Source organism: Streptomyces sp. NPDC087906, assembly GCF_055584925.1.
The window spans coordinates 138,459-157,315 of sequence record NZ_JBVJLC010000004.1; the positions used below are offsets into that span (position 1 = coordinate 138,459).

General features: G+C 70.5%; 18 protein-coding genes. 8 read left to right on the plus strand and 10 right to left on the minus strand.

From position 1 onward, the window contains the following. Positions 1-13 precede the first annotated feature (13 nt). Positions 14-868 carry a GNAT family N-acetyltransferase gene (locus tag ACZ63I_RS14270; RefSeq protein WP_469338577.1) on the minus strand — a complete coding sequence of 285 codons (855 nt, stop codon included), beginning with the start codon at positions 866-868 and terminating at the stop codon, positions 14-16. Between the two features lie 58 nt (positions 869-926). Beyond that, positions 927-2,084 (minus strand): tRNA dihydrouridine synthase DusB, encoded by a 1,158-nt coding sequence (gene dusB, locus ACZ63I_RS14275; RefSeq protein WP_469338578.1) that lies wholly within the window; start codon positions 2,082-2,084, stop codon positions 927-929. A gap of 77 nt (positions 2,085-2,161) precedes the next feature. Here dusB and ACZ63I_RS14280 point away from each other — a divergent pair, with 77 nt between their 5' ends. Both ACZ63I_RS14280 and ACZ63I_RS14285 read left to right on the plus strand, forming a co-directional pair. Next, complete coding sequence (locus tag ACZ63I_RS14280; protein ID WP_469338580.1) at positions 2,162-3,622, plus strand: MFS transporter; 1,461 nt, start codon at positions 2,162-2,164, stop codon at positions 3,620-3,622. A 58-nt stretch (positions 3,623-3,680) separates the two neighbouring features. After that, positions 3,681-4,865, plus strand: coding sequence for an esterase-like activity of phytase family protein (locus tag ACZ63I_RS14285; RefSeq protein ID WP_469338581.1), 1,185 nt, complete (start codon positions 3,681-3,683; stop codon positions 4,863-4,865). A gap of 45 nt (positions 4,866-4,910) precedes the next feature. Here ACZ63I_RS14285 and ACZ63I_RS14290 read toward each other — a convergent pair whose 3' ends face one another. Beyond that, on the minus strand, positions 4,911-5,834 hold the full coding sequence (locus ACZ63I_RS14290) for a helix-turn-helix transcriptional regulator (RefSeq protein WP_469338583.1): 924 nt from the start codon (positions 5,832-5,834) through the stop codon (positions 4,911-4,913). Between the two features lie 176 nt (positions 5,835-6,010). On the opposite strand from ACZ63I_RS14290, the gene ACZ63I_RS14295 reads away from it, so the two are divergent. Continuing rightward, complete coding sequence (locus tag ACZ63I_RS14295) at positions 6,011-7,405, plus strand: MFS transporter (RefSeq protein WP_469339223.1); 1,395 nt, start codon at positions 6,011-6,013, stop codon at positions 7,403-7,405. 84 nt (positions 7,406-7,489) lie between these two features. On the opposite strand, the gene ACZ63I_RS14300 is transcribed toward ACZ63I_RS14295, so the two are convergent. From ACZ63I_RS14300 to ACZ63I_RS14310, 3 genes are all read right to left on the minus strand, one after another. Then, positions 7,490-7,708: a DUF6243 family protein gene (locus ACZ63I_RS14300; protein ID WP_469338585.1), complete on the minus strand. Its 219-nt coding sequence runs from the start codon at positions 7,706-7,708 to the stop codon at positions 7,490-7,492. 161 nt (positions 7,709-7,869) lie between these two features. Beyond that, positions 7,870-8,076, minus strand: a complete 207-nt coding sequence (locus ACZ63I_RS14305) for a hypothetical protein (RefSeq protein ID WP_469338587.1) — start codon at positions 8,074-8,076, stop codon at positions 7,870-7,872. A gap of 124 nt (positions 8,077-8,200) precedes the next feature. Next, complete coding sequence (locus ACZ63I_RS14310) at positions 8,201-9,583, minus strand: glycine--tRNA ligase (RefSeq protein ID WP_041989993.1); 1,383 nt, start codon at positions 9,581-9,583, stop codon at positions 8,201-8,203. A gap of 177 nt (positions 9,584-9,760) precedes the next feature. Between ACZ63I_RS14310 and ACZ63I_RS14315 the strand changes: the two genes are divergently transcribed. From ACZ63I_RS14315 to ACZ63I_RS14330, 4 genes are read left to right on the plus strand one after another with little or no spacing between them, the layout of a single operon-like run. Further along, positions 9,761-10,693: a metal ABC transporter substrate-binding protein gene (locus tag ACZ63I_RS14315; protein WP_469338589.1), complete on the plus strand. Its 933-nt coding sequence runs from the start codon at positions 9,761-9,763 to the stop codon at positions 10,691-10,693. A 35-nt stretch (positions 10,694-10,728) separates the two neighbouring features. After that, entirely contained in the window at positions 10,729-11,493 is a 765-nt protein-coding gene (locus tag ACZ63I_RS14320) for a metal ABC transporter ATP-binding protein (RefSeq protein ID WP_469339228.1), read from the plus strand. Positions 11,494-11,495: 2 nt separating this feature from the next. Next, positions 11,496-12,434 carry a metal ABC transporter permease gene (locus ACZ63I_RS14325; RefSeq protein WP_469338591.1) on the plus strand — a complete coding sequence of 313 codons (939 nt, stop codon included), beginning with the start codon at positions 11,496-11,498 and terminating at the stop codon, positions 12,432-12,434. Positions 12,435-12,477: 43 nt separating this feature from the next. After that, the gene (locus ACZ63I_RS14330) at positions 12,478-12,915 is read left to right on the plus strand and encodes a Fur family transcriptional regulator (protein WP_469338592.1); all 438 of its coding nucleotides are present in this window, start codon (positions 12,478-12,480) and stop codon (positions 12,913-12,915) included. Positions 12,916-12,988: 73 nt separating this feature from the next. On the opposite strand, the gene ACZ63I_RS14335 is transcribed toward ACZ63I_RS14330, so the two are convergent. From ACZ63I_RS14335 to leuA, 4 genes are all read right to left on the minus strand, one after another. Beyond that, the gene (locus ACZ63I_RS14335) at positions 12,989-13,834 is read right to left on the minus strand and encodes an isoprenyl transferase (RefSeq protein WP_469338593.1); all 846 of its coding nucleotides are present in this window, start codon (positions 13,832-13,834) and stop codon (positions 12,989-12,991) included. Between the two features lie 12 nt (positions 13,835-13,846). Then, complete coding sequence (gene recO / locus ACZ63I_RS14340) at positions 13,847-14,596, minus strand: DNA repair protein RecO (RefSeq protein ID WP_328581924.1); 750 nt, start codon at positions 14,594-14,596, stop codon at positions 13,847-13,849. 223 nt (positions 14,597-14,819) lie between these two features. Beyond that, positions 14,820-15,515, minus strand: coding sequence for a TerB family tellurite resistance protein (locus ACZ63I_RS14345; protein WP_469338595.1), 696 nt, complete (start codon positions 15,513-15,515; stop codon positions 14,820-14,822). Between the two features lie 175 nt (positions 15,516-15,690). Then, positions 15,691-17,451: a 2-isopropylmalate synthase gene (gene leuA, locus ACZ63I_RS14350; RefSeq protein WP_469338597.1), complete on the minus strand. Its 1,761-nt coding sequence runs from the start codon at positions 17,449-17,451 to the stop codon at positions 15,691-15,693. 309 nt (positions 17,452-17,760) lie between these two features. Between leuA and ACZ63I_RS14355 the strand changes: the two genes are divergently transcribed. Further along, positions 17,761-18,843 carry a M4 family metallopeptidase gene (locus tag ACZ63I_RS14355; RefSeq protein ID WP_469338599.1) on the plus strand — a complete coding sequence of 361 codons (1,083 nt, stop codon included), beginning with the start codon at positions 17,761-17,763 and terminating at the stop codon, positions 18,841-18,843. Positions 18,844-18,857 lie beyond the last annotated feature (14 nt).

The following is an 18,857-nucleotide window of genomic DNA, read 5'->3' on the forward strand; positions in this document are numbered from 1 at the left end:
CGCCGACGACTCTCTACTGATCCGCTGCGGCCGGTTCGGCCGTCAGTGCCGTACCGATCCTGCGGAAGCCCAGCCGCGCGTAGATGCGGGCGACGGTCTCGTCGTCCGCCGACAGGAAGACGGTGTCCACGCCGCGCGCCCGTGCGTCGGCCACCAGCGCCGCGGTGACCGCGAGGGCGAGGCCCTGGCGCCGGGCGGCCGGCAGCGTGCCCACGCCGACGATCTCGCTGACCGTGCCGACGGGTTGATGCTGGCCCGCGCAGAGGGCGAGGCCGTCCGCCACCGCGGCGGCGACCGCCGTCAGCCCGGCGCCGATACGGGCGGCTGTCCGCGCCACGGACCCGTCGGCCGCCGTCTCCCGTGCGGCGGCGGCGAGTTGCTCAATGCCCGCTTCCCCCAAGCCCGTTCCGGGGGTGGCGAAGGCCAGGCGCGGCGCGGCCAGGGCGCTCGGCAGCGCGGGATCGTCCGCGCCCACCGTCCGTACGGACACCCCGTCGACCGCCGTTTCGGCGGCTCCTGCGGGCAGTTCGGCGTCCGGGGGAAGCACCATCAGCGGGTGCTCGTGGATGACGAGCCCGGACGAGCCCTCGACCGCCGCCCGCAGCGAGGGCGTGGTCTCCGCCACCCACTCGAAGCTCTCCGGGACGCCCAGTTCACGCTGCCGGCCGCGCACGCGCGTCACGTCCGCCGGCTCGACGGCGCCCGACGCACCCCGGGTGGGCCGCGCGTAGTACGGCCATCCCGGGTCGTTCCTGACGAACAGGGTCAGCGCACCGTGGTCCTCGACGCGGGCAGCGGCGCGCGGCACCGCGTCGTAGTACGCGTCCAGCTTGTCCAGCAGCGTCTGTTGTGCGGAGGCGGAGGTCATGCCGCGCATCCAAGCACCGGGCTCGTACGGGCCGCCACCGCATTACCGGCGGGGCGGGTCAGCCGCCCGAGGTGTCGAGTTCGGCGTCGGCGCCGATCCCGGCGCAGTCGTACGGGTCCTTCAGCCAACCGTCCGGCAGGACGACCCTGTTGTTGCCCGACGTACGGCCGCGCGGTCCGTCGGCGCCGTCCGGCCACGGCTGGTCGAGGTCCAACCCGGCGATCAGCGCGTCGAGTTCGGCCAGGGACGAGGTGATCGCCAGCTCCCTGCGGAGGTGGGAGCCGACCGAGAAGCCCTTCAGGTACCAGGCCACGTGCTTACGGAAGTCGATCACCCCGCGCGCCTCGTCGCCGATCCACTCCCCCAGCAGCTCCGCGTGGCGCCGCATGACCTCGGTGACCTCGCGCAGGGTCGGCCGCAGCGTCTCGCCCGTCCCTTCGAAGGCCGCGACCAGGTCGCCGAAGAGCCACGGCCGGCCCAGGCAGCCCCGGCCGACGACAACGCCGTCGCAGCCGGTCTCGCGCACCATGCGCAGCGCGTCGTCGGCCGACCAGATGTCGCCGTTGCCGAGGACCGGGATCTCCGGAACGTGCTCCTTCAGCCGGGCGATCGCGTCCCAGTCGGCGGTGCCGCCGTAGTGCTGGGCGGCCGTCCTGCCGTGCAGCGCGATGGCCGTGACGCCGGTCTCGACCGCGATCCGGCCGGCGTCGAGGTACGTCATGTGGTCGTCGTCGATGCCCTTGCGCATCTTCATCGTGACGGGCAGCTCACCCGCGTTGGTGACGGCCTCGTGGAGGATCGCGCGCAGCAGCGGCCGCTTGTACGGGAGGGCCGAGCCGCCGCCCTTGCGGGTGACCTTGGGCACGGGGCAGCCGAAGTTGAGGTCGATGTGGTCGGCGAGACCCTCGTCCACGATCATCCGGACGGCCTTGCCGACGGTGACCGGGTCCACCCCGTACAACTGGATCGAGCGGGGCGTCTCGGAGGCGTCGAAGCGGATGAGCTGCATCGTCTTCTCGTTGCGCTCGACCAGCGCCCGTGTGGTGATCATCTCACTGACGAACAGCCCCTTGCCGCCGGAGAACTCGCGGCACAGCGTCCGGAACGGCGCGTTGGTGATCCCGGCCATGGGGGCGAGCACCACGGGCGGGGACACCGGGTACGGGCCGATGGCCAGCGGTGCTGCGGTCGTGGGAGCAAGTGGAGCTGCTGTCATAGCTCCATTGTCACGTATGGCGGCGGTGCCCTGATGTCCCGCACACCTAAGTTGTTAGTTAGCCGTACTATCCTTGTATGCCCGAGCTGAGCCGCCGACGGCGCATGCTGGTGCTCGCGATCTGCTGTATGAGCCTGCTGATCGTGAGCCTCGACAACACCGTCCTCAATGTCGCCCTGCCGTCGATGCAGAAGGAGTTGCACACCTCGGTCTCCGGACTGCAGTGGACGATCGACGCGTACACCCTGGTCCTGGCCTCGCTGTTGATGCTCTCCGGCTCCACGGCCGACCGGATCGGCCGGCGCAAGGTCTTCAAGACCGGGCTCGTCGTCTTCACCGTGGGCTCGGGGCTCTGCTCCGTCGCGCCGAACCTCGAATCGCTCGTCGTGTTCCGGATGGTGCAGGCGGTCGGCGGCTCGATGCTCAACCCCGTGGCGATGTCGATCATCACCAACACCTTCACCGAACCGCGCGAGCGGGCCCGCGCGATCGGCGCGTGGGGCGGCACGATCGGCATCTCGATGTCGGCGGGGCCGCTGATCGGCGGTCTGCTGGTGGACTCGGTCGGCTGGCGCTCGATCTTCTGGGTCAACATCCCGGTGGGCATCACGGCGCTGATCCTGACCTGGCGCTTCGTCCCCGAGTCCCGCGCACCGAAGCCGCGCAGGCCGGACCCGATCGGCCAGGTGCTGGTCATCGGCCTCCTCGGCGCGCTGACCTACGCGATCATCGAGGCGCCCGCCGCCGGCTTCTTCTCCCCGCTGATCCTGACCTTCGCCGCGGTGGCGGTGCTCTCGCTGATCGGCCTGCTGTTCTACGAGCCGCGGCGCGACGAACCCCTGATCGACCTGCGCTTCTTCCACAGCGCGCCGTTCAGCGGCGCGACGGTGATCGCGGTCTGCGCCTCGGGCGCGCTCGGCGGGTTCCTGTTCCTGAACACCCTCTACCTCCAGGACGTCCGAGGCCTCACCGCGATGCACGCCGGGCTCTACATGCTGCCGATGGCGGCGATGACGTTCGTCTGCGCGCCGCTGTCGGGACGGCTGGTCGGGAACTGGGGGCCGCGCGTCCCGCTGCTGATCGCCGGTATCGGCATGGCGGCCAGCGGCACGCTGTTCGCCGTCTTCCACGCGGAGACGCACAACGTGCTGCTCTTCACGGGCTACGTGCTGTTCGGCATCGGCTTCGGCTTCGTGAACGCGCCGATCACCAACACCGCCGTGTCCGGCATGCCCCGCTCCCAGGCGGGCGTCGCCGCTTCCGTCGCCTCGACCAGCCGGCAGATCGGCCAGACGCTGGGCGTGGCGGTGATCGGCGCGGTCCTGGCGTCGGGCGTCGGCTCGTCCTCGTACAAGGCCACCTTCGCGACGGCGAGCCACCCGGCGTTCTGGATCATCACGGCCGCCGGTCTCGTCGTCCTGGTGGTCGGCCTGCTGACCAGCGGTCCCTGGGCCCGGGGCACAGCGCTGCGCAACGCGGAACGCCTGGAGTCCGCGACCGGCCGCCCGGCGGAGCAGGTGCGTCACTCCGCTGCGTAACCGCATCACGCGTATGGGTGACTGCGCTGAGTGCGTGCGCCGGGCCAAGATCGCTTGCATGAACTCCTCTCTGATCCGCCGCGCTTCCGTCGCCGCGCTGGTACTGGCGACGACGGCGGCCCCCGCCGTGGCGGCCCGGTCGCACGACACCGCCACGAGGCCCGCCGCCGCCGTCCAGCCCGCCGTCGGAGCACAGGCCCGGCTGCTGGGCGAGAAGATCGTGCCGCGCAAACTCGACTTCCAGAGCACGACAGTTGGCGGGCTGTCCGGCATCGACCGGAACCCGTGCACAGGCGAGTACGCCATGATCAGCGACGACCGCTCGAACCTGCAGCCCGCCCGCTTCTACACCGCGCGGATCAGCGTGGACGGCGCCGGGGTGCACTCCGTGGACTTCACCGGCACCCACCCGTTCCGCCAGCCCGACGGCTCGGTCTACCCGCCGGCGAGCGCAGGCGACGGCAAGGCCGTGGACCCGGAGGAGATCCGGGTGGACCCGCGGACCTGCCGGTACTGGTGGGCGCAGGAGGGCGACCGGCCCACCTCGGCGAGCGACCCGGTGATCCAGCCGTCGATCCAGTTCGCCAACCGCTTCGGTGCCTACCGCGGCCAACTGCCGCTGCCCGCCACCTACGAAAACACCAGGGAAGACCGCGGCCTCCGCCGGAACAAGGCGGTCGAAGCGATCACCTTCGGGGCCGGGGACCGGGTGCTGACCAGCGCGGTCGAGGGCCCGCTGCTCCAGGACGGCCCGGAGCCGACCCTGGACCACGGCGCGCTGGTCCGCGTCACCCAGCAGAGCCGCACGGGCCGGGTGCTGGGGCAGTTCACCTACCCCATCGAGAAGATCTTCGCCGAGTCCGACCCGGCCAGCCCCTGGGGCCCGGACACCGGCGTGCCCTCGATCCTCGCCTTCCCCGACGACCCCAGCCGCTATCTCGTCCTCGAACGGAGCTGGGTGGCGGGCTCGGACTACAAGATCCGCGTCTACGACGCCACCACCCGCGGCGCGACCGACGTACGGGACATCGACTCCCTGGCCGGCCAGCGGGTCGTACCGATGCGCAAGAAACTGGTCGCCGACTTCGACGACCTGGGCCTGTCCACGGTCGACAACACCGAGGGCATGACCTGGGGCCCGACCCTGCGCACCGGCGAACGGACCCTGGTACTGGTCAGCGACGACAACTTCGCCGACGACGCGGTCACCCAGATCGTCGCCCTGGGCATCAGCACCCGCTGAGCGGGGGCGGACGCCTGAGCCGGGCCGCTCTCGCGGGGGCCCGGCTCAGGCGTGCTGCTTCTCCTTTTCCTGCTTCTCCATTTCCCGCTTCTCCATTTCCTGCTTCTGCTTTTCCGCTGTCAGCAGCAGGTTCTGAAGCTCGATCAGGCGCAGCCGCGTCTCCTCGTCCACCGGGACGTAGCTGACCATCCGCGAGCCGTTGCGGGGGCCGAGCCAGAGGCTGGTCTGGGTCATGTTCAGGGGGCCGACCTTCGCGTTGACGAACTTCTTGGTCTTGGCCGGGTTGCCCATCACCTCGTGCCGCTCCCAGATCTCGCAGAACTCCGGTGACGCCGCCTGGAGGCGGCTGAGCATCGTCTTCCAGGCCGGGTCCGTCAGATGCTCCGCCATGTCCGCGCGGAACCGCGCCGTCATCAGCCGGCTCGACTCCTCGCGGTTGGCGATCGACGCCCGCCACTCGTCGTTCGTGAACGCCAGCCACAGGCAGTTGCGGTCCTCGGGCGGCAGGGCATCCAGGTCGCACATCAGCGAGCCGTAGGCGCGGTTGTACGCGAGGACGTCGTAGCGGCTGTTCTGGATGCAGGCGGGGTACGGGTCGAGCTGCGTCAGCATCTCGCGGAGCGCCGGGGTGATCGTCGGGCACGGCGTCCCCGGCGCCGGGTCGACCGCGCCCGCCAGTGCGAAGAGATGCGCGCGTTCACTGGGGTCGAGGAGCAGCGCGCGGGCCACCGCGTCCAGCACCTGGGCCGAGACCTGGATGTCACGCGCCTGTTCGAGCCAGGTGTACCAGGTCACCCCCACGGCCGACAGATGCGCGACCTCCTCGCGGCGCAGGCCGGGGGTGCGGCGCCGTCTGCCGCGCGGCAGGCCGACCTGCTCCGGAACGACGCGCTCGCGCCTGCTGCGCAGGAACTCGGCGAGTTCGTGCCGACGTACATCCGGTTCCTGCGCGCGCACGCTCGTCGTCATCACCCCAGCGTGCCTCGCCCGGCAGGTCATTGCCAGGTACTGCTTCTACCAGGATAAAGACACTCTGGTACCAGGGTGCGGGCAGGACGATCGTCGTCCAGGTGAGTAGAACATCCGCATCGCCATCCGCGTCCGCGTCCGTCACTTCCTCCGAGGCCGCCACCGAGGCGCCCGTCATCCAGCACCACGGCTCCGTCCTCGGCGCCCTCGGTCTGTTCACCGTGCTGCTCGGCGCCTCGCTTCCGCTGATCGACTTCTTCATCGTCAATGTCGCCCTGCCCACCATCGACCACGACCTCGCCGCGGGCCCCGCCCTGCTGGAGCTGGTCGTCGCGGGCTACGGGCTCTCGTACGCCGTGCTGCTCGTCCTCGGCGGGCGGCTCGGGGACATGTTCGGGCGCCGGCGGCTCTTCATCGCGGGGATGGCGGCCTTCGGCCTCACCTCGCTCGCCTGCGGCCTCGCGCCCAGCGCCTGGGCCCTCGTCGGGGCGCGCGTCGCGCAGGGCGCCGCCGCCGCGCTGATGCTGCCGCAGGTGCTGGCCACCATCCACTCGGCGACCTCGGGTCCGCGCCGCGCCAAGGCGCTCAGCATGTACGGCGCGACGGCGGGGCTCGCGATGGTCGTCGGGCAGATCCTCGGCGGGGTACTGGTCGCCGCCGACATCGCGGGATCCGGCTGGCGGGCGATCTTCCTCGTGAACGTCCCCGTCGCGATCGTCGGCGTACTGCTCGCGATCCGTACGGTCCCTGAGACCCGCTCCCAGCGGCCCGCGCCCATCGACGTACCGGGAACGCTGCTGCTCGCCGCCACGCTGTCGACGCTGCTCGCGCCGCTCACCGAAGGCCGGGCCGCGGGCTGGCCGGTGTGGACCTGGGTCTCGCTCGGGCTCTTCCCCGTCGCCGCGCTCGCCTTCCTCGCCGTCGAGCGGCGGGCCGACCGGCAGGGCCGTACGCCGCTGGTGCCGCCGAGCCTGTTCGCGATCGTGCCGCTGCGCCGGGGGCTGGCGCTCGTGCTGCCGTTCTCGATCGGCTTCGGCGGGTTCATGTTCGTCATCGCCGTCGCCCTCCAGCAGGGCCTGGGCATGGGCGCTGTCGCGTCCGGTGTGGCGCTGGTGCCGCTGGCCGCCACCTTCTTCGTCGCCTCGCTGGCGGGCCCCCGGCTGGTACGGCGGCACGGCAGCCTGGTGGTCACCGCGGGCGCGCTGATCCAGGCCGTGGGGATCGCGCTGCTGGCCTTCACGGTGTGGCACGACTGGTCGTCGCTGGACGCCTGGGCGCTGCTGCCCGGCACCGCCGTCGCCGGTTTCGGGCAGGGGCTCCAACTCCCGGTCATCTTCCGCATCGTGCTGTCGGAGATCCCCGCCGAGCGGGCCGGGGTGGGCAGCGGCGTGATGGTCACGGCGCAGCAGTCGGCGCTGGCGCTGGGTGTGGCGACGCTGGGCTCGCTCTTCCTGAGCCTGGCCGCCGGGTCGGGGATGCGGGACGCCCTGGCGATCACGCTGCTGGTCCAACTGGGCGCCGTCGTCATCACGTTGCTGCTGAGCCTGCGGCTGCCCCGCGCCGTCGGCTGACGCGGTCCCGTGCGGCGGGTGAACGACGTGGGGCCCGGATCACCACCTCGGTGATCCGGGCCCCACGCGTGATGAAAAGGTCGGTCAGTCCTCCGTCGTCGCGGCAGGCGCCTCGGGCGACTCCTGCGCCTCGTCGGCCGGGTGGCCCGCCCGCTCGCGCATCTTGCGCAGCAATTCCTGCTTGTTCTCGTCGGCGGCCTTGCGGTCGGCGTTGCGCGCCGGGCCGTTGCCCTGCTGTTCCGCGCGGGACAGCTTCTTGCGCTGCCCGCCCACACCGAGAAGGTTGTTCCGGCTCTTTGCCACGGGGTTCTCCCGAAATGATGAGAAGTGATCTGCGGATTCGTCGGCGAGGGGGCGGTCGGTGACCGCCGCGCCCTCACTCGTAGATCTGGAAGAACATGCCCGTGATACGCATGGTTGTGACGCTACCACCGCCCGGACCGGCGGCGTTACCGGTTTATCCGTCAGCCCGTCGTCGGGTCCACCGTCGCCTGGTGCGCCTCGGCGAGATGCTCCTCGGCCTTCAGCCACGGCAGGAACTGCACGCTCTTGCTCCAGTCGCAGGTGTCGCAGCTCAAGGTCCGCCGCGCGCCCGCCTTTTCGACCCGGACAACATGTTCACGCCCCTGCTGGTCCCATCTGCTGACCTTGCTGCTGGTCGTGGACGCCATCGTGCCTCCTGTTGACGCGTACACACCCCAGTCTGCAACGAAGCCCCCGGCTCCGTAACGGAACCGGGGGCTTCGAGCCGCGACCGTGATCTGCCGGGGCGGCCGGCAGCCGGTCGGCGGACGGTCAGCAGCCGAGCAGCCTGCTGCCCAGGTACCCCTGGATCTGGTCGAGCGAGACGCGCTCCTGCTGCATCGTGTCGCGCTCGCGGACCGTCACCGCGTTGTCCTCAAGGGTGTCGAAGTCGACCGTGACGCAGAACGGCGTACCGATCTCGTCCTGGCGGCGGTAGCGGCGGCCGATGGCGCCCGCGTCGTCGAACTCGATGTTCCAGTTGCGGCGCAGGTCCTCGGCGAGGCCCTTGGCCTTCGGCGAGAGCTGCGGGTTGCGGGACAGCGGCAGCACGGCGACCTTGACCGGCGAGAGCCGCGGGTCGAGCCGCATCACGGTGCGCTTCTCCAGCACGCCCTTCGCGTTGGGCGCCTCGTCCTCGTTGTACGCGTCCAGCATGAAGGCCAGCATCGCGCGGCCGACACCGGCGGCCGGCTCGATGACGTAAGGCGTCCAGCGCTCGCCGGCCTCCTGGTCGAAGAACGACAGGTCGTGGCCGGACGCCTTGGAGTGCACGGAGAGGTCGTAGTCGGTGCGGTTGGCGACGCCCTCAAGCTCGCCCCACTCGCTGCCGCCGAACGAGAAGCGGTACTCGATGTCCACGGTGCGCTTGGCGTAGTGCGCGAGCTTCTCCTGCGCGTGCTCGAACCAGCGCATGTTCTCCTCGCGCATGCCGAGGTCGCGGTACCAGCCCCAGCGCTGCTCCATCCAGTACTCGTGCCACTTCTCGTCCTCGCCCGGCTTGACGAAGAACTCCATCTCCATCTGCTCGAACTCGCGGGTGCGGAAGATGAAGTTGCCCGGAGTGATCTCGTTCCGGAAGGACTTGCCCATCTGCGCGATGCCGAACGGCGGCTTCTTGCGCGAAGTCTGCTGCACCTGCGCGAAGTTGGTGAAGATGCCCTGCGCGGTCTCGGGGCGCAGGTACGCGACGGAGCCGGTGTCCTGGGTCGGGCCGAGATGCGTGGACAGCAGCCCCGAGAAGGACTTGGGCTCGGTGAACGTGCCCTTGTTGCCGCAGTTGGGGCAGTTGATGTCGGCGAGGCCGTTCAGCGGGGCCTTGCCGTGCTTCTCCTCGTACGCCTCCTCCAAGTGGTCGGCGCGGAAGCGCTTGTGACAGGAGGTGCACTCGGTCAGCGGGTCGGTGAAGGTGGCGACGTGACCCGACGCCTCCCACACCTCGGTGGCCAGGATCACCGACGAGTCGATACCGACGACGTCCTCGCGCGAGGTGACCATGTGGCGCCACCACTGGCGCTTGATGTTCTCCTTCAGCTCGACTCCGAGCGGCCCGTAGTCCCAGGCGGCTCGCTGACCACCGTAGATCTCACTGGACGGGTAGACGAAGCCACGGCGCTTGCTCAGGTTGACGATGGTGTCGATCTTGTCGGCGGCCACGGTGCTCTCTTCATTACGACGGCGACGAACGGCGAATGCCTCAGATTAGCGGCGGGCGCACCCCTCGTATCAAATCGGTTGCGCACGACGGCGCCACAACGCCACCACAACCGGCTTTTCCGGCACCGAAACCGGGTTTGTTGACAACCGTTATCGTTTTTGTTGAAAATGACTGTCATGAACGTACGCCGTCCCCGCCCCCCGGCCCGCCTGCGGCTGATACCCGCCGCCGGGCCGGCGGGCGCCCTCGCCCTCGGCCTGGTCGCGCTGTCCGGCTGCGGCGCCCCGGGGACGGGAGCGGCCGACATCGTCGACGGCAGGAGCGGCGGCAAGCTGGCGGTGACGGCCTCCTTCTATCCGCTGCGGTACCTGGTCCAGCAGATCGGCGGCGACCATGTCTCCGTCACCACCCTCACCCCGCCCGGCGTCGAGCCGCACGACCTGGAGCTGAAGCCCCGGGAGATCACCAGGCTCGGCGAATCGGGTCTCGTCGTCTACCTCAAGGGCATCGCACCCGCCGTGGACGACGCGGTGAAGGTGTCGGACGCCAAGAACGTCCTGGACGCGGCCACCCTCGGCTCCCCGCACCACAACGACCCGCACATCTGGCTCGATCCCGTACGGTTCGGCAAGATCGCCGAGGGGGTCGGCGCCGCCCTGGCGAAGACCGACCCGGGCCACGCCGCCGACTACGCGAAGAACACCGCGGCGCTGACCGGCCGGCTCGGCGCCCTCGACACCGCGTACCGGCAGGGCCTCGCCCACACCGCCACCAGGACCTTCATCACCACGCACGCGGCCTTCGGCTATCTCGCGCAGCGCTACAACCTGCGCCAGGAGGCCATCGTCGGGATCGACCCGGAGTCGGAGCCGAGCCCGGCCCGGGTGAAGGATCTCGGCGCCGTCGCCGCGCGCGACCATGTCGGCACCGTCTTCTTCGAGACGCTCGTCAGCGACAAGCTCGCGAAGACGATCGCCGGCAACTCGGGGCTGCGGACCGACGTCCTCGACCCGGTCGAGGGAATCACCGACCAGTCCAAGGGCGCTGACTACCTCGCGGTCATGCGGTCCAACCTCGTCGCGCTGCGCACGGCCCTGGGAGCGAAGTGAACGTGAGACATACGGATACGGGCACGGGTACGGACCTGGCGGCGGCCCCAGTGGCGGCTCAGGCGGCGGCACCGGCCATCTCGGTCCGCCGCGCCGCCGCGTCCCTCGGATCGCGCCCCGTACTGCGCGGTGTCGACCTGACCGTGCGGCGCGGCGAGGTCGTCGCGCTGCTCGGGGCCAACGGCTCGGGCAAGTCGACGGCCGTACGGACGGTGATCGGGCTCGTACCGCTCACCTCAGGCGAGGTGTCCCTCTTCGGCACCCCGCTGGGCCGCTTCCGCGACTGGGCCCGCGTCGGGTACGTACCGCAGCGCACCACGGCCGCGAGCGGCGTGCCCGCCACGGTCCGGGAGATCGTCGCGTCCGGCCGGCTGTCGCGCGGGAAGCTGCGCGGGCCCGGCAAGGCGGACCGGGCGGCGGTACGGCGCGCCATCGAACTCGTCGGGCTCGGCGACCGCGCCAAGGACCCGGTCGACGCGCTCTCCGGCGGCCAGCACCAGCGGGTGCTGATCGCCAGGGCGCTCGCCGCCGAGCCCGAACTGCTGATCATGGACGAGCCGATGGCAGGCGTCGACCTGGTCAGCCAGCGGATCCTCGCCGACACCCTGCGCGCGCAGGTGGCGGCCGGTACGACCGTCCTGCTCGTCCTGCACGAACTCGGCGCCCTGGAACCGCTGATCGACCGCACGGTCACGCTCAGGGACGGCTCGGTCGTCCACGAGGGGCCGCCGCGGCGCGACGACCAGAGCTGCCACCCCGCCGCGGCCGGCGAGCCGCTCCGCACCGGACTGCTGAGCTGATCATGGAAATCCTGGAAGCCTCTTTCATGCAGCGGGCGCTGCTCGCCGCCGTACTCGTCGGCATCACGGCCCCCGCCGTCGGCATCTATCTCGTGCAGCGCCGCCAGGCGCTGATGGGCGACGGCATCGGCCATGTCGCGCTGACCGGCGTCGGACTCGGTTTTCTGCTGTCCACCAGCCCGGTGTGGATGGCGACGCTGGTCGCCGTCGCCGGGGCCGTGACGATGGAGCTGGTGCGGTCGTACGGCCGCACCCGCGGCGATCTGGCGCTGGCCATGCTGTTCTACGGCGGGATGTCGGGCGGTGTGCTGCTCATCAACCTCGCGCCGAACGGCTCCAACGCCAACCTCAGCTCGTATCTCTTCGGCTCGCTCTCGACGGTCTCGCCGCAGGACGTCGTCTCGATCTCCGTCCTGGCGGCCCTGGTGGTGCTGGTCACGGTCGGGCTGCGGCGCCAGTTGTTCGCCGTGAGCCAGGACGAGGAGTTCGCGCGGGTCAGCGGCCTGCCCGTACGCACCCTGAATCTGCTGATCGCGGTGACGGCGGCGGTGACCGTCACGGTCGCGATGCGGGTCGTCGGGCTGCTGCTGGTGAGCGCGCTGATGGTGGTGCCGGTCGCGGCGGCGCAGCAGATCAGCCGGTCGTTCGCGGTCACGTTCGTGCTGTCGGTGGTGATCGGTACGGCGGTCACGCTGGCCGGTACGGTCACCTCGTACTACCAGGACGTGCCGCCGGGCGCGACGATCGTGCTGCTGGCCATCGGGCTGTTCGTGGTCCTCACGGTCCTGGCGGCGCCGCTGTCGAGACGGCGGGCCCGTGCGCTGGCCGCCACGGAGGCGCAGCCGCCGGAAGCCGCACCGGCGGGGGTCGCCGCCGGGCCTTCCGGGTACACACTTGAGGTGCCTGCCACGCGGCGGCCCGCCGACGACGCAACGGTATGAGCGCGAGCTGGCAGAATGGCCCGAGAGAGCAGAGGAGGCACTTGTGACGACTGCGCCCAGCAGTGGACCGAGCGCCGCGGCTCCCGTGCGCGGCCGGTCGACCCGGCAGCGTACGGCGGTGGCGTCGGCACTTGACGAGGTGGACGAGTTCCGCAGCGCGCAGGAGCTTCACGACATGCTGAAGCACCGGGGCGACTCGGTCGGCCTCACCACCGTGTACCGCACGCTCCAGTCGCTCGCCGACGCCGGCGAGGTCGACGTGCTGCGCACGACCGACGGCGAGTCGGTCTACCGGCGCTGCTCGACCGGCGACCACCACCACCATCTGGTCTGCCGGATGTGCGGGAAGGCGGTCGAGGTCGAGGGACCGGCCGTCGAGCAGTGGGCGGAGACGATCGCGGCGCAGCACGGCTTCGTGAGCGTGGCGCACACGGTGGAGATCTTCGGCACCTGCGCGGACTGCGCCACCTGCGAAAGCTGACCGGGGCCTGACCCGGGCCTGACCGGGGAGGGGCGAGCCCCTCCCCCACCCCCCTCGGCTCAGCTCAGCCGGCTCAGCTCAGTTGCTCCGCCTGCTCCTGGATGTCCTCGTTCGACGAGTCGTTGGGCAGCGCACCGCCGAAGCGGCGGTCGCGCGAGGCGAACTCCAGGCAGGCGCGCCACAGATCACGCCGGTCGAAGTCGGGCCAGAGCACGTCCTGGAACACCATCTCCGCGTAACTGCTCTGCCAGATCAGGTAGTTGGACGTCCGCTGCTCACCGCTGGGGCGCAGGAAGAGATCCACGTCCGGCATGTCCGGGTAGTACAGGTACTTGGCGAGCGTCTTCTCGTTGACCTTGGACGGGTCGAGCTTGCCCGCCGCCACGTCCTGCGCGAGGGCCCGCGCCGCGTCGGCGATCTCCGCGCGACCGCCGTAGTTGACGCAGAAGTACAGCGTCATGGCGTCGTTGTCCTTGGTCTGCTCCTGGGCGACCTGGAGCTCCTGGACGACGGACTTCCACATCTTGGGCATCCGGCCGACCCAGCGGATACGGATCCCCAGCTCGTCCATCTCGTCGCGGCGGCGGCGGATCACGTCGCGGTTGAAGTTCATCAGGAAGCGCACCTCGTCGGGCGTGCGCTTCCAGTTCTCCGTGGAGAAGGCGAACAGCGACAGGTTCTTGACGCCCATCTCGATGCAGCCCTTGAGCACGTCGAGCACGACGCCCTCGCCGACCTTGTGGCCCTCGGTACGCGGCAGCCCGCGCTCCTTGGCCCACCGGCCGTTGCCGTCCATGACGACGGCGACGTGCTTCGGCACCAGTTCGCTCTGGATCTGCGGCGGGCGAGCACCGGACGGATGCGGCTCCGGTGTCTTGTACTCGCGGCGGGTACGCCCCAGGATTCCGCGTCGTGCCATGCGGCTCGTCTCCTAATTCTTCTCTACGTATCTGAGCGAGCGCAGCCCGCGCTCCAGATGCCAGTGCAGATAGGCGGACACCAGCCCGCTGCCCTCCCTGACATGGCGCGCCTCGCACGCGTCCGCCGTCTCCCAGTCCCCCGTCAGCAGCGCGCTGAGCAGTTCGACGGCCTCCGCAGAGGGTACGACGCTGCCGGGCACCCGGCAGTCGCCGCATATGACTCCTCCCGCCGCGACCGAAAAGAACCGGTTGGGACCGTCGAGACCGCATTTCGCACAGTCGTCGAAGCTCGGCGCGTATCCGTTGACGGCGAGCGAGCGCAGCAGGAAGGCGTCCAGGATCAGATGCGGGGCGTGCTCGGCACGCGCGAGGGTGCGCAGCCCGCCGACCAGCAGCAGATACTGCTGGACCGCGGGCTCCCCCTCGTGGTCGGTGAACCGCTCGGCGGTCTCCAGCATGGCCGTGCCGGCGGTGTAGCGGGGGTAGTCGGTGACGATCCCGCCGCCGTACGCGGCGATGGTCTCGCTCTGCGTGCAGAGCGGCAGGCCGCGCCCGACGAGATCGCTGCCGCGCGCGAAGAACTGCACGTCGACATGGGAGAACGGTTCGAGCCGCGCCCCGAACTTCGACTTGGTCCGCCGCACCCCGCGGGCGACGGCGCGGACGCGGCCGTGGCCGCGGGTCAGAAGCGTGATGATGCGATCGGCCTCACCGAGCTTCTGGGTGCGCAGCACAACGCCGTCATCCCTGAACAGACTCATACCCTCATTGTCGCGCCTTTTGAGGGCCCAGGGCGCGCTCCGGGGCGCCCCCGGGTTCACTGTTCACCCCGGGGCCGCCCCGATCACGTGGCGAGTGAGCCGAAGGGGCGCGCCGCTGTCGAAAGGGAGAGCGCGCGCAGGCCCGTGAGGAACGAGCGGGCCGAGCACGGTCGACCGTCGACAGGGGCACAAAGCGCCCCGGAGGCGAACCGAGCCCCAAAAATTAGGAATGCGTGCGGGTGGCGGCCAGGAGCAGCTTGGCGGTGTCGTCCGCGCAGAGTTGGAGCGCGCCGCCCACCGTCGTCAGTACCTCGCGCTCCGCCGTGCTGTACGGGCCGTCGGCCAGGGCGATCCTGGCGCCCTGCAGGATGATCGACTCCCGGCCCGCCGCGGCGAGATGCGGGGCGAGCGGTTCCAGCGCCTCGTGCAGCTCGATGGCGAGAGCCGCGCCGCAGGGGCCCGGGTCGATGATGAACCGGCCTGTGTCGGCCGCGAGGGCGTCGACCAGCTCCGTCAGCATCTCTTCCGTGCAGTCGTCGAACCCGGCGGCGCGGACCGTGGCGACCGCGGCCTCCAGGGCCGTACGCGACGACGTGCCACCGGCGGCGAGGACGGCCAGCGCGACCGTGTGGACGGCGTCGCGGAGCATCGCCGAGAAGCGGACCGTGGTGGGGTGGTCGAGGACGTCCATGCCGAAGTGGTCGTGGCAGGCGGCACATTCGACGACGGGGCCCGCGAGGCCGCGGGGCAGCAGCGGGACGCCGAGGAGCGTGAAGCGGCGACGGCCCGTGCGGCGGCGGTAGTTGCGGTCGCCTCCGCAGCCGGGGCAGAAGAACTCTCCGTCGCCGACCGTCGTCCACGACGTACGAATGCCACAGATGCGCACTTTTCGGCCGCGTGATCCTTGAACTGGCAGCACGTCGCGCACCTCCGTAACGCTTCGGCATCATTGCCGCGTTGACGTGATGTTAGCCACATGGACCTTGTCCCGTCAGCACCCCGGCGTGAGTTCGCCACGACATGGCCGAACCCCGCCACCTGTTTTCGGGTGGCGGGGTCCGTAAATGCTCAGGTCAGCGCGGGTTCCGGCGGATTCAGCGGGCTGCGCGGTTCACAGCCGAAATTACCGCCTTCAGGGAGGCGCGCGTGGTGTTCGCGTCGATGCCGATGCCCCACAGCACCTTCCCGTCGATGGCGCACTCGATGTACGAGGCGGCCTGGGCGCGGGCGCCCTCGCTCATCGTGTGCTCCTGGTAGTCCAGCAGCCGCGCGTCCAGGCCGACGGTGGCCAGCGCCTCGAAGAAGGCCGAGATGGGGCCGTTGCCGGTGCCGGTCAGCACGGTGTCGACGCCGTCGACCACGGCCTCGACGGTCAGCGTGTCCTGGCCGTCCTTGTCGGTCGTGGACTGGCCCGAGCGCAGTTGCAGCCTGCCCCAGGCATTGTCGGCGTCGGGCAGGTACTCGTCGCGGAAGACGGACCAGATCTGGGCGGGGGTGACTTCGCCGCCCTCGGCGTCGGTCTTGGCCTGGATGATCCGGGAGAACTCGATCTGCATCCGGCGCGGCAGGTCCAGTTGGTGCTCGTTCTTCAGGACGTACGCCACACCGCCCTTGCCGGACTGCGAGTTGACCCGGATGACGGCCTCGTAGGAGCGGCCGACGTCCTTCGGGTCGATGGGCAGGTACGGCACGGCCCACTCGATCTCGTCGACCGTCTTGCCCTGTGCGGCGGCGTCCGCGTCGCGGGCGTCGAAGCCCTTCTTGATCGCGTCCTGGTGGGAGCCGGAGAAGGACGTGTAGACCAGGTCGCCCGCGTACGGGTGGCGCGGGTGGATCTCCATCTGGTTGCAGTACTCGCTGGTGCGGCGGATCTCGTCGATCTGCGAGAAGTCGATCTGCGGGTCGACGCCCTGCGAGAAGAGGTTCATGCCCAGGGTGACCAGGTCGACGTTGCCGGTGCGCTCGCCCTGGCCGAACAGGCAGCCCTCGACCCGGTCGGCGCCGGCCATCAGCGCCAGCTCGGCGGCGGCCACCGCCGTACCCCGGTCGTTGTGCGGGTGGACGGACAGGCAGACGTGCTCGCGGCGCGACAGGTTGCGGGACATCCACTCGAACCGGTCCGCGTGCGTGGACGGCGTCGAACGCTCCACCGTCGCGGGCAGGTTGAGGATGATCTCGCGGCCGGCCTCGGGCTGCCAGACGTCCATGATGCCCTCGCAGACCTCCAGGGCGAAGTCCAGCTCGGTGTCGGTGAAGATCTCCGGGCTGTACTGGTAGCCGAAGACCGTCGAGTCGTCGAGGATCTTCTCCGCGTACTCCATCACCAGCCGCGTGCCGTCCACGGCGATCTGCTTGACCTGCTCCTTCGTCCCCCGGAACACCACACGGCGGAACGTCGGCGCGGTCGCGTTGTACAGGTGGACCGTCGCCCGGCGGGCGCCGCGCAGCGACTCCACCGTGCGCTCGATCAGCTCCTCACGCGCCTGCGTCAGGACGGAGATCGTCACGTCGTCGGGGATCGCGCCCTCTTCGATGATCGAGCGGACGAAGCCGAAGTCCGTCTCGCCCGACGAGGGGAAGCCGACCTCGATCTCCTTGTAGCCCATGCGCACCAGCAGGTCGAACATCTCCCGCTTGCGGGCGGGCGACATCGGGTCGATCAGTGCCTGGTTGCCGTCGCGCAGGTCGGTGGAGAGCCAGCGGGGCGCGACGGTGATGCGGTTGTCGGGCCAGGTGCGGTCGGGGATGTCCACGGCGTCGTAGCGGCCGTACTTGTGAATCGGCATCCCGGAGGGCTGCTGGGTGTGGGTCGCGTTGGTGACGGGCGTCGAACGACCGACGGAATTCTCAGACATTGCGTAGGGCTCCTCGTGTGTCCGCTGGGAACGGCCGACGACGGGACGTAATCACCGCAACACAGCACTCCGCGGGGAGGGGGTCGACCTACGACTGCAGACCCTCGCCGCGGCAGCTAAGAAGAAGCAACCCGAAACGCATGATGCGGGGAGCCTAGCGGAGCCGCGCCGTCCATGGTGACCCGTATCAGTATGCGGGATCACCGACGGGTGACGGCGGGGTCAGCGCGAACAGTGAGACATCACTCTATTTCAGCAATATCGACCACAAGCAGTGACAGGCAGGCTACGGGGTGCGACATTGCCTTCATGGACGCCATCGCCCCCGTTTTCTGCACGATCGTGCCGCCGCACATCCTGGACAGGCTCGCCGAGGCCCGGGACCCGGCGCTCGCCGAGCCCGCCCGCCGCACCCTGGACGCGGACGCCGTGCGCCGTACCCGCCGCCGGCTGACCGCGACCGCGACGCCGGCGCCGGCGCCGGAGGCCCGTACGGCGCCGCTGACGGGCGAAGCGAAGGCGGCGGCGGGCCCGCAGCGCACGGTGTACGACTGCGGGCACAGCACGGCCCTGCCGGGCACCCGGATCCGCGGCGAGGGCGAGCAGCCCGCAGCCGACACCACGGTGAACCGCGCGTACAACGGCCTCGGCGCCACCTTCGAGCTGCTGCTCTCGGCGTACGGACGCGACTCGCTGGACGGCGCCGGACTGCCGCTGACGGCGAGCGTGCACTACGACGAGGGGTACGCGAACGCCTTCTGGGACGGCGAGCAGATGGTCTTCGGGGACGGCGACGGGGAGATCTTCCTCGACTTCACACTCCCCGTGGACGTCATCGCGCACGAACTGGCCCACGGCCTCACGCAGTACTCGGCCAACCTCACCTACTCCGGCGAGGCGGGCGCGCTCAACGAGTCCGTCTCGGACGTCTTCGGCTCGCTGGTCAAGCAGTTCACCCTGGACCAGACGGCCGCCGAGGCGGACTGGCTGATCGGCGCAGGGCTGCTCACCCCGCGGGTCAGCGGTGTCGCGCTGCGGTCGATGAAGGCGCCGGGCACGGCGTACGACGACGACGCGCTCGGCAAGGACCCGCAGCCGGGCTCGATGGACGGTTACGTCCGCACGAGCAGCGACAACGGCGGCGTGCACATCAACTCGGGCATCCCGAACCACGCGTTCTACCTGCTGGCCACGGAACTGGGCGGCAAGGCGTGGGAGCGGGCCGGGCAGATCTGGTTCGACGTGCTGACCGGCGGCGCCCTCGCCGCCGACGCGACCTTCGCCGACTTCGCAGCCGGGACGGCGGCCGCGGCGCGCGACCGCTTCGGCGCTGACGGCGCGGAGCACCGCGCGACGGTCAAGGCGTGGTCGCAGGTCGGGATCGCCGGGTAGGCCGGAGTCAGCGG